The organism is Streptomyces sp. NPDC058157 (assembly GCF_042884105.1).
Classification (GTDB): domain Bacteria; phylum Actinomycetota; class Actinomycetes; order Streptomycetales; family Streptomycetaceae; genus Streptomyces.
Genome location: NZ_JBHVUQ010000222.1, coordinates 1 through 10,698, shown reverse-complemented (window position 1 = coordinate 10,698; position 10,698 = coordinate 1). Strand labels below are relative to the sequence as shown.

Here is a 10,698-nt window from a genome sequence, read left to right as displayed (position 1 = left end):
GACGTGGCGCACGGCGGCCCGCAGGGCACGGCCGCGCAGGCCGCAGGCCGCCCCGGCGGATCCGTCACCCACCCCGGACACCCCGCGGGAGCGCACGGCGCGCCGGGCGCGGCCCAGGCCGGCACCACCGCCGGCCGGCTCACCGCCGAGGACCTCGACCGCAACGCCGACACCCTCCGCGAGCTGCTCGCCGACACCGTGGGCGCGGCCGAGCGCCAGCTGTTCGAACTGCGCACCGCCGCCGCCGACGACTCCCGCATCCTCGGCGCCCTCGGCGACGGCGGACTGCTCCCGCCCGGCCCCGATGTCCTCGCCACCGTGGAGTACCTCGGCGAACACGGCATCCCGGCCCTGCCCGGCTGGCGCTACCTCGCCCAGGCCGTGGCCCCCGCCGACCACGCCGCCGTCCTCGCCGCCCGCCCCGAGCTGGTCGACGGCGTCATCATCACCGAACCCGACACGCACGGTCGGGCCCGCGAGGTCCTCTCCGGCGCCGCCCTGCTGCCCCGCTCCACCGTCGCCGTCGGCACGGCCGCCGCCCTGCTCGCACCCGTACCGCCGGCCGACGGCTCCGACGCGGTGTTTCTCGTCCCGCCGAACCCGGCCATGCACGACGAGCACGCCGCCGACGAGGAACGCCAGGCCCTGCGCGCCCGCGCCACCGCCCGCGACACCGAGATCCGCGAGCTCGCCGCCCGCCTCGCCGGCGACCGCGAACTCGCCGCCCGCCTCACCTCCTGGCGCACCGGCTGCCCGCCCGGCCGCCTCGCGGAACTCGCGGAACACGCCGCCGCGGCCCGGGCCTTCGCCGAGGAGGCCGACGCCGAACTCGCCGAGGCCCGTACCGTACGCGCCGAGGCCGACGAGGCCGCCGCCGACGCCGCCCGGGTCCGTGACGAGCGCCAGGAGACCGCCCAGCGCGCCCGCCGCGCCGCCGACGCCCTCGCCGGCCTCGCCCACCGCCTGCGCGAACGCTCCGGCTGGCAGGCCAAGGTCCGCGAACTCGCCGATGAGGCCGCCGAGTCCGAGGCCCGCGCCGAAGCCTGCCTGGACCGGGCCCGCGCCGCCGACGAGGACCGCCGCGCCGCCCAGCGCGCCGCCGACGACGCCCGCCGCACCGCCCGCGCCCTGCGCGCCGAACGCGCCGAGATCGCCGGCGCCCCCGACCAGCTCCCCGAAGGCGACGGCCCCCGCGCCCCCCTGCCCGACCTCCGCGAGGCCTACCGGGCCGCCTCCCAGGTGTACGAGAAGGTCGGCGTCGGCGCCGACCTGCGCGCCGAACAGGCCCGCGCCGAGAGCGACGAGAGCGCCGCCCTCGCCGAACTCGACCGGCTCACCAACAAGGTCCGCACCCGCGCCGCCCAGCTCCTGGAAGGCACCGACGGCGCCGACGGCCCCTCCCGGCAGGCCGCAGCCGCCCGCGCCGAGGCCCTCGTCCAGATGCTGGAGTCCCGTGCCTCCGCCGCGAGCGAGCAGCTCGGCCGGCTGCGCGGCGAGGCCGAACGGCACGCCCCCGCCGACGGCGAGGCGCACACCGAGCTCCCCGAGGAACTGGTCCCGGCCGACGTGGAGCAGGCCCAGGGCCTGCTGCGCACCGCCACCGCCCAGCTCGCCGCGCACTCCGCCGCCGTGGAGAGCGCCCGCGCCGCCCACGCCGACCTGCTGCGCGCCCACCGCACCGCCGAGGACGGCGCCGGCGGCTTCGACGAGACCGCCGCCCTGCTGCGGGACCTGCTGCGCGACCACACCCACCCGGAGGACGAGCAGGAGCCGGCGCCCCACCAGGGCACCCTGGAGGAGGCCCGCCGGTCCGCCACCGACACCCGCCGCTCCCTGCGCGCCTGCGCCGCCGAGCTGTCCGCCGCCGAGGCGGCCGTGCGCGAGGCGAGCGACGTCCTCGTCCGGCACGCCAACGCCAACCGCTACGAGCAGGTACGCACCCCCGCGCGCCAGCAGATCCGCGAACTGCCCGCCTCCGCGCTCCCCGAGCACGCCGCGGCCTGGGCGGCCGCGTTCGCCCCGCGGCTGCGCGTCCTGACCGACGAGCTCGCCCAGCTGGAACGCAACCGCGACAGCATCGTCGACCGGCTGCGCGGCCTCGTGGAGTCGGCCCTGGCCACCCTCCGCTCCGCCCAGCGCCTCTCCCAGCTCCCCGAGGGCCTCGGGGAGTGGTCGGGCCAGGAGTTCCTCCGGATCCGCTTCGAGGAACCCGACCAGGCCACCCTCACCGAACGCCTCGGCGAGGTCATCGACGAGGCCACCCGCACGGCCGTCAAGAAGAACGCCGCCTTCGGCGAAGGCCGCCGCGACGGCATGTCCCTGCTCCTGCGGGGCGTCCAGGCGGCGCTGGAGCCCAAGGGCATCGCGGTGGAGATCCTCAAGCCGGACGCCGTCCTGCGCGCCGAACGCGTCCCCGTCGGCCAGATGGGCGACGTCTTCTCCGGCGGCCAGCTGCTCACCGCGGCCATCGCCCTGTACTGCACGATGGCCGCCCTGCGCAGCAACGACCGCGGCCGCGACAAGCACCGCCACGCGGGCACGCTGTTCCTCGACAACCCGATCGGGCGCGCCAACGCCACGTACCTGCTGGAGCTCCAGCGGGCCGTGTCCGACGCCCTCGGCGTCCAGCTCCTCTACACCACGGGCCTCTTCGACACCACGGCCCTGGCGGAGTTCCCCCTGGTCATCCGCCTGCGCAACGACGCGGACCTGAGGGCCGGCCTGAAGTACATCAGCGTGGAGGAACACCTCCGCCCGGGCCTCCCGCAGCCGACCCAGGAACCGGAAACCATCCACGGCGAAATCACCGCAACCCGAATGTTCCGCCGCACGCTCCCCGCCTGACCAGGCGATTGGCTGCGGCTGAACGCCGGGCCGAGCCGGAATCCAGCCTCGCCGGCGTTTGAGGCGCGGGGGGCTGGGGGCGGAGCCCCCCGGGGGTCCGGGGCTTGCCCCGGGGAACGGGCGAAGGGCGGGGCGGGGAGACAGCTCCGCGCAGCGGTGCCCGCACCCGCCCCCGTCCCCGCCCCCGCAGGGCCCCTCAACCCCCCCGAGCCGCACTACTCGGCTCCGAAACCACCCCGTACCGCTGGTTCCACATCTGCCGCGTGATCCACACGTCCAGCACCGCCCACGTGGCCACCACCGTCCCCGCCATCCCCCCGAAAACCATCGGCAGCGCCAGCCACGACCCCGTCAGCACCAGGAAGAACGTGACCGACGCCTCCGTCAGCGTCACCGCCACGACCAGCACCGCCCGCACCGCCGACGCCCGCACCGGATCCGGCAGTCGCCGCCGCCGGGCCGGCTCCTCCACCCACAGCCCCCGCCGCGAGCCCAACGCCCCCGAGCCGCCGCCCTCGGCCTCGCCCGCGTCCTCGTCAACCCTCATGCTCCGCTCCACTCCCACCCCCCGACCCAACGACCGCCCCCCGCCCGCAGGTTCCCGGAGATTCCCGCATCCCGGACGCATCCGCACCCCCGCCCGGTTCCGGAGCAAAGAGTTCCAGCCATCCATCCCTAGAGGGGCACTCACACCCCACCAAGTGGCATCTGCCACATATCGGGCCGGACTTGACCGGAAGTATCGGACAACTCGTGATCTTCGTCCAGAGGCCAGGCCGAAAACGTCCGGACACGCCTTCGAGCCCGCCGCGCGGCAGTAGTAGGCTCACGCCGTTTGAACGACGGAACACGGAACACCGACCCCGCGCAACGGGGTTGAGCTGGGGGAGGCTGGGGAGGCCATGCGCTTTCGCGGGAAGTCGATCCGCCGGAAGATCGTGGCGTTGCTGCTGGTGCCGCTCGTCTCCCTGACCGCGCTCTGGGGCTTCGCCACGGTCATCACCGGCCGCGAAGCAGTGCAGTTGCTCGACGTCGCGTACGTCATCGGCAAGGTCGGCTACCCCATCGAGGACGTCGTCCGCGTCATCCAGAAGGAGCGCCGCCAGACCCTCGTCGTCCTCGGCGACCCCCGCGCCGTCGCGGCCACCGCCGAGCTCGCCAAGAGCCGCGCCGCCACCGACGAGATGGTCCGCAAGATCACCGCGAACGCCACCGACCGCGAGGTCGTCGACGAGCTCAGCCCCGTCGCCCGGGAGCGCCTGAGCTCCATCCTCGACGCCTTCCACGGCATCGCCTCCCTGCGCCGCTCCGTGGACGCGAGCGACCTCGACCCCACCACGGCCCTCGACCTCTACGGCCGCCTGGTCGACCCCTGCTACGACTTCCTCATGAACCTCCACGCCCTGGAGAACGTGGAGATGGACAAGCAGGGCCGCGCCCTCGTCGGCATCACCCGCGCCCGCGAGACCCTCTCCCGCGAGGACGCGGTCATCGCCTCCACCCTCGCCGCGGGCAACGTCGCCACCAGCGACGTCCGGCGCGTCTCCGCCTTCGCCGCCAACCGCGCCCTGCTGTACGACTTCAACCTCGCGATCCTGCCGGCCGACGACCGCAAGCTGTTCGAGCGGTACTGGAACGGCCCCGAGACCAAGGCGCTGCGCGACACGGAGGAACGGTTCATCAGCGCGGGCGCCGTCAAGAACCCGCGCACCGTCACCGCCGCCCAGTGGGACGAGGCCTCCCGGAAGGTCCTCGACGACCTCGCCGCCATGGGCACCGCCGCCGGCGACCGCTACCAGAAGCGCGTCGAACCCGTCGCGCAGAGCGTCGTCGTCCAGGCCGCCCTCGCCGGCGTCCTCGGCTTCCTGGCCCTCGCCTTCTCCCTCTTCCTCTCCGTACGCGTCGGCCGCGACCTCATCCGTGACCTCTCCCAGCTCCGCAAGGACGCCACCGAGGCCTCCGGCGTCCGCCTGCCCAGCGTGATGCGCCGCCTCGCCGCCGGCGAGAGCCTGGACGTCGAGACCGAGGCGCCCCGCCTGGAGTTCGAGAAGGACGAGGTCGGACAGGTCGCCCTCGCCCTCAACAGCCTCCAGCGCGCCGCCGTCGAAGCCGCCGTCAAGCAGGCCGAGCTCCGCCGCGGCGTCTCCGAGGTCTTCGTCAACCTGGCCCGCCGCAACCAGGTGCTGCTCCACCGCCAGCTGACCCTGCTCGACACCATGGAACGGCGGACCGAGGACACCGAGGAGCTCGCCGACCTGTTCCGCCTCGACCACATGACCACCCGCATGCGCCGGCACGCCGAGGGCCTGGTGATCCTCTCCGGCGCCGCCCCCTCCCGCCAGTGGCGCAAGCCCGTCCAGCTGATGGACGTCGTACGGGCCGCCGTCGCCGAGGTCGAGGACTACGAGCGCATCGAGGTGCGCCGCCTGCCGCGCATCGGCATCGAAGGCCCGGCCGTCGCCGACGTCACCCACCTGGTCGCCGAACTGCTGGAGAACGCCACGGTGTTCTCCCCGCCGCACACCGCCGTCCAGGTCCACGGCGAACGCGTCGCCAACGGCTTCACCCTGGAGATCCACGACCGCGGCCTCGGCATGAACCCCGAAGCCCTCCTCGACGCGAACCTCCGGCTCGCCGAGACCCCCGAGTTCGAGCTCTCCGACACCGACCGCCTCGGCCTGTTCGTGGTAAGCCGCCTCGCCCGCCGCCACTCCATCAAGGTGGCCCTCCAGCCCAGCCCGTACGGGGGCACCACCGCGGTGGTCTTCCTCCCGGCCGACCTCCTCACCGACGCCCCCGACACCAACGGCTCCGGCATCCGCCTCGACGCCGTACGGGCCGCCAAGGGCCCCGCGGCGGTCAAGGGCGTCAAGGCCGCCCCCGGCGCCCGGGGCTCCGGCCGGACCGTGGCCTCCGCCCTCGACCGCGCCTCCTCCGCCCGCCCGCTGCCCGCCGGCGTGCTCAACGGCCCCGTCGAGCTGGAGGGGCCGCTGGGCCTCCTCGGCCTGGAGGGGCCGGACGGCCTCGACGGGATCGACGACCTGGAGGACACCATCACCGGCATCGCCGGGGTCGGCGGCCGTCCGCCCATGGCCACCCTCGACGACGAGACCCCGCCCGGCGGCACCCCGCGCAGCTCCCTGCTGGGCCTGGGTTCGGCCGGCCGCCCCGACGGCGACCGGCGGGGCGGCGAGCCCGGCACCTGGAAGGGCGACCGGATCGGCGAAGGCGGCGCCGACCGCCGCGACTGGGGGCGCTCCCGCGACACCGCCCCGGAGCCCGGCCCCGGTCGGACGGCCCGCACCCGCGCCGCCGCCGACCGTTCCCGCGGCGCCGACCGCGAGCCCCAGGCGCCCACCGGCCCGGTCCGCGCCGAGCGCGCCCACCTGGACGCCGTCCGCCCCGACGCCCCCCGCTCCGGTACGGTCCCGCTGCCCCGCCGCCGCACGGCCCCGACGCTGGTCGCCGAGCACGGCCGCCGCGTGGACCCCCGCCCGGCCGGCACCCCCGTCCCGGACCGGGCGCCGACCGGCCCCGAGGCCGCCCGTACGGCGGCCGGCCCGGGCGGGCTGCCCCGCCGGGTCCGCCAGGCGAACCTCGCACCCCAGCTGAAGAACGCCCCGGCCCCCGCAGAGCCCGAAGCCCCCGCGCCGCCGACCGACCGCGACGCCGAGGACGTACGAGCCCGCATGGCCGCCCTCCAGCGCGGCTGGACGGCGGGGCGCAGGGAGTACGCAGCACAGCAACCCGAGCAGCAGGCACCGCAGCAGTCCGAGACCGGAGGCGGCACCCCCGCCGCCACCGGTCCCGCGCACGAGAACGAAGGGGACGGTCGATGACCGCACCGCAGAACGGACACGACAGCAGGGGCCGCGGCCCCGGCCCGCTCAACTGGCTCCTGGACGAACTCGTCGACAAGGTCGCCAGCATCCGCAAGGCGGTGGTCCTCTCCGGCGACGGCCTGCCCACGGGCAGCTCCAAGGACCTGACCCGCGAGGACAGCGAACACCTGGCGGCCGTGGCCTCCGGCTTCCACAGCCTCGCCAAGGGCGTCGGCCGGCACTTCGACTCCGGCCGGGTCCGCCAGACCGTCGTCGAGCTCGACGAGGCCTTCCTGTTCGTGATGGCCGCCGGCGACGGCAGCTGCCTGGCCGTGCTCTCCGACTCCGACTCCGACGTCGGCCAGGTCGCGTACGAGATGACCCTCATGGTCAAGCGCGTCGGCGACCACCTGGCGACCGCCCCGCGCACCGGGCTGCCAGCCGGAGGGTGAGTCGGACCGTATGAGCGATCCAGGCCACGACCACCTCCCGGACTCCCCGGCCCCCGACGGGACCCCCGGCGCGGCGCACGGGGGCGGCCACCCGCACTGGTTCGACGACGAGGCGGGGCCCGTCGTACGCCCGTACGCGATGACCCGCGGCCGGACCAGCCACGCCGCCCAGCACCGCCTCGACCTGATCGCCCTGGTCGTCGCCGAACCGGCGGCCGACGATCCGGTCTGGGACCTGACCCTCTCCCCGGAACACGCCCACATCCTCGGGCTGTGCCGGGAACGCCCCCAGTCCGTGGCCGAGCTCGCCGCGGACCTGGACCTCGCCATCGGCGTCGTCCGGGTCCTGATCGGCGACCTCGTCGACGACTCCCTGGTCCATGTGACCCGGCCGGTCCCACCGGCCGAGCTGCCGGACGAATCCATTCTGCGCGAGGTGATCGATGGCCTTCGGGCGCTCTAGCCGCACCGGTGCGATGCATGCCGTGTCGCCGGTCGAACCGCTGACCTTGAAGATCCTGGTCGCGGGGGGCTTCGGGGTGGGCAAGACCACCATGGTGAGTGCGGTGAGCGAGATCCGTCCGCTGCGCACGGAGGAGACCCTCTCCGAGCCGGGCGCCGACATCGACGACACCGGGGGAGTGGAGCACAAGAGCACCACGACCGTGGCCATGGACTTCGGCCGCATCACCCTCCGCGAGGACCTGGTGCTCTACCTCTTCGGCACCCCCGGGCAGGACCGCTTCTGGTTCCTGTGGGACGAGCTGTCGCAGGGGTCGCTCGGTGCCGTCGTGCTCGCCGACACCCGCCGGCTCGCCGACTGCTTCGCCGCCGTCGACTACTTCGAGCGGCGCGGCCTGCCCTTCCTCGTCGCGGTCAACTGCTTCGACGGGGCCGACCGCCATCCCGTGGTGACCATCCGCGAGGCCCTCGACCTCGACACGGAGGTACCGGTGCTGCTCTGCGACGCCCGCGACCGCGAATCCGTCAAGGACGTACTCGTCGGGGTCGTGGAACACGCCATGTCGCTGGCCCGGGCCCGCAGGGCCGGCCTGACCGCCGGGGCCTGACCCGGCGCGGCGCATGGAGGCGGCCCGTACCCCCGCCGACTGGGGTACGGGCCGCGGCTCTCATGGGGGGCTGCGGAGGTCCCGGCGCGGGACCGTGGGGAGAGTGTGAACCCGCCGCCGGGGAGCGTCAAGCACCCCGGCGGCGGTACTTCTCCCGGCCCGCCCCGACCGCTGGTGAGGGGCACCGGGCAGTTCTCAGCGGACCGCGACGACGGCCGAGCCGTGCCCGAACAGCCCCTGGTTCGCGGTGATCCCCACCCGCGCCCCCGGTACCTGCCGGGCCCCCGCCGTCCCGCGCAGCTGCCAGGTCAGCTCGCACACCTGGGCGATGGCCTGCGCCGGCACCGCCTCCCCGAAGGAGGCCAGCCCGCCGCTCGCGTTGACGGGCACCCGCCCGCCGAGCGCGGTCGCCCCCTCCCGCACGAGCTTGGCCCCCTCGCCCTCACCGCACAGGCCGATGTCCTCGTACCACTCCAGCTCCAGCGCGGTCGACAGGTCGTACACCTCGGCCAGCGACAGGTCCTGCGGCCCCACCCCCGCCTCCTCGTACGCGGCCCGGGCGATCGAGGCTCGGAAGGAGCCCGCCGCCGGGGCCACCGCCACCACCGAGTCGGTCGCGATGTCCGGCAGGTCCAGCACGGTACGCGGATACGTGGGCGTCACGGTCGACACCGCCCGGATCCGCACCGGGTCCGCCACCCCGCGCGCCCGGGCGAACCCCATGCTCGCCAGCACCAGCGCCGCGCCCCCGTCGGAGGTCGCGCAGATGTCCAGCAGCCGCAGCGGATCGGCGACCACCGCGGAGGCCGCCACCTCCTCGGCCGTCACGGCCTTGCGGTACCGGGCGTTCGGGTTGAGCGCCCCCGCCGCCGAGTTCTTCACCTTGACCTGCGCGAAGTCCTCACCGGTGTCCCCGTACAGGGCCATCCGGCGGCGCGCGTAGAGCCCGAAGTACGCCGGGTTCGTCGCCCCCAGCACCCGGAACCGCAGCCAGTCGGGATCGTCCGGCCGCTCACCCCCGGCCGGGGCGAAGAACCCCTTCGGCGCGGCGTCCGCACCCACCACCAGCACCACGTCGGCCAGCCCGGCCAGGATCTGCGCCCGGGCCGCCCCGATGGCCTGGGCCCCGGAGGCGCAGGCGGCGTAGACGCTGGTCACCCGCGCGCCCTGCCAGCCGAGCGCCCGCGCGAAGGTGGCCCCGGCGACGTAGCCCGGGTAGCCGCCGCGCACCGTGTCGGCGCCGACCACGGACTCCACGTCGGTCCACTCCAGCCCGGCGTCGGCGAGCGCGGCGGTGGCGGCGGCCCGCCCGTACTCGACGAAGCCGCGGCCCCACTTGCCCCAGGGGTGCATCCCGGCACCCAGCACCGCCACGTCCCCGCTCACCGCGCCCCCTCCACCGGCCTGAACCGCCAGGTGGTCCACGTCACGTCGGCGTCCTCGTCCAGCACCCCGCCGACCACCTCCACCTCCATGCCGACCGCCAGAGCGGCAGGCGTCACCCCGGGCACGGCCTGCCCGAGCACGACCATCCCCTCGGCCTCCAGCTCCACCGCGACCAGGGTGTACGGCTCCCACGGCACGTCCGGATCGGACGCGTAGGGGGCGGGCGGCCGGTAGCGCCCGTCGGTGTAGGACCAGACCCGGCCGCGCGAGGACAGCGGCACCTCCACGAGCGAACCGCCGCCGGGGCAGCGGGGATTGCGGCAGTAGGCGTCCTCGCGCGGGAAGAACACCGCCGCGCAGGCGGAACACCGCGTCCCGAGCAGCCGGAACCCGTCCGGCCCGTCGGTGAACCATCCGCTCACCACGGGTGTACGTGTGCGTGCCAAGACCCCTCCCACAGCCGATACCTGACGATCCGTCAGAAGTCTGCCACGCCGCGCGTCCGGGCGTAACATCGCCGCATGCCGGCACACTCGCACTGCTCCACCTGCGGAGCCCCCTTCGCCACCACCGACTGGCCCCGCACCTGCCCCGCGTGCGGCGCCGTCACCTACCGCAACCCGCTCCCGGTGGCCGTCGCCCTCCTCCCCGTCGAGGACGCCGCCGGCACCGGCCTGGTCGTCATCACCCGCACCATCGAGCCCGCCAAGGGCGGCGTCGCCCTGCCCGGCGGATTCGTCGACTTCGGCGAGGACTGGCGCGAGGCGGTGGTCCGCGAACTCCGCGAGGAGACCGGCATCGAAGCCCCGGCCGCCGAAGTGACCCTCGCCGACGCCCTCAGCTCCCCCCACGGCCACCTCCTCCTCTTCGGCCTCCTCCCACCCCGCCCGACCACGGCCCTCCCACCCTCGCGCCCGACGGAGGAGACAACGGGCTGGCACATCCTCCACACCCCGACACCCCTGGCCTTCCCCCTCCACACCAGGGCAGCCGCCGCATGGTTCGCGGGCCACTACGCCTGACGCCGCCCGGCCGGGGGCGGGGACGGGGTGGGGTGTCGTCCGGGGCTAAAACGAGATGACTTCGGCGCCCTGGGGAGTCAGGCATCTCCGATCCGGCTCGGAG

General features: G+C 75.2%; 7 protein-coding genes and 2 pseudogenes. 6 read left to right on the top strand and 3 right to left on the bottom strand.

Annotated elements, in window-relative coordinates; translation table 11 throughout:
- Positions 1-2,844: pseudogene (locus tag ACFVXK_RS33215) on the top strand (hypothetical protein); the annotation flags it as partial.
- A gap of 205 nt (positions 2,845-3,049) precedes the next feature.
- Here the strand turns inward: ACFVXK_RS33215 and ACFVXK_RS33210 are convergent.
- Positions 3,050-3,472, bottom strand: a pseudogene (locus ACFVXK_RS33210) (hypothetical protein); the annotation flags it as partial.
- Positions 3,473-3,746: 274 nt separating this feature from the next.
- Here ACFVXK_RS33210 and ACFVXK_RS33205 point away from each other — a divergent pair.
- Genes ACFVXK_RS33205 through ACFVXK_RS33190 form a run of 4 tightly spaced genes read left to right on the top strand, consistent with a single transcriptional unit; the run spans position 3,747 to position 8,187 of the window.
- On the top strand, positions 3,747-6,683 hold the full coding sequence (locus ACFVXK_RS33205; RefSeq protein WP_389619260.1) for a nitrate- and nitrite sensing domain-containing protein: 2,937 nt from the start codon (positions 3,747-3,749) through the stop codon (positions 6,681-6,683).
- The gene (locus tag ACFVXK_RS33200) at positions 6,680-7,117 is read left to right on the top strand and encodes a roadblock/LC7 domain-containing protein (RefSeq protein ID WP_358894441.1); all 438 of its coding nucleotides are present in this window, start codon (positions 6,680-6,682) and stop codon (positions 7,115-7,117) included. The genes ACFVXK_RS33205 and ACFVXK_RS33200 overlap by 4 nt, the downstream gene beginning before the upstream one ends.
- A gap of 10 nt (positions 7,118-7,127) precedes the next feature.
- On the top strand, positions 7,128-7,580 hold the full coding sequence (locus ACFVXK_RS33195) for a DUF742 domain-containing protein (RefSeq protein WP_358894440.1): 453 nt from the start codon (positions 7,128-7,130) through the stop codon (positions 7,578-7,580).
- Complete coding sequence (locus ACFVXK_RS33190; protein ID WP_389619256.1) at positions 7,561-8,187, top strand: ATP/GTP-binding protein; 627 nt, start codon at positions 7,561-7,563, stop codon at positions 8,185-8,187. The genes ACFVXK_RS33195 and ACFVXK_RS33190 overlap by 20 nt, the downstream gene beginning before the upstream one ends.
- Before the next feature lie 195 nt (positions 8,188-8,382).
- Here ACFVXK_RS33190 and ACFVXK_RS33185 read toward each other — a convergent pair whose 3' ends face one another.
- Both ACFVXK_RS33185 and ACFVXK_RS33180 read right to left on the bottom strand, forming a co-directional pair.
- Positions 8,383-9,573 carry a lipid-transfer protein gene (locus tag ACFVXK_RS33185; RefSeq protein WP_389619254.1) on the bottom strand — a complete coding sequence of 397 codons (1,191 nt, stop codon included), beginning with the start codon at positions 9,571-9,573 and terminating at the stop codon, positions 8,383-8,385.
- On the bottom strand, positions 9,570-10,019 hold the full coding sequence (locus tag ACFVXK_RS33180; protein WP_389619251.1) for a Zn-ribbon domain-containing OB-fold protein: 450 nt from the start codon (positions 10,017-10,019) through the stop codon (positions 9,570-9,572). Before ACFVXK_RS33180 ends, ACFVXK_RS33185 begins: the two co-directional genes overlap by 4 nt.
- A 75-nt stretch (positions 10,020-10,094) precedes the next feature.
- On the opposite strand from ACFVXK_RS33180, the gene ACFVXK_RS33175 reads away from it, so the two are divergent.
- On the top strand, positions 10,095-10,595 hold the full coding sequence (locus ACFVXK_RS33175) for an NUDIX domain-containing protein (protein ID WP_389619248.1): 501 nt from the start codon (positions 10,095-10,097) through the stop codon (positions 10,593-10,595).
- Positions 10,596-10,698 lie beyond the last annotated feature (103 nt).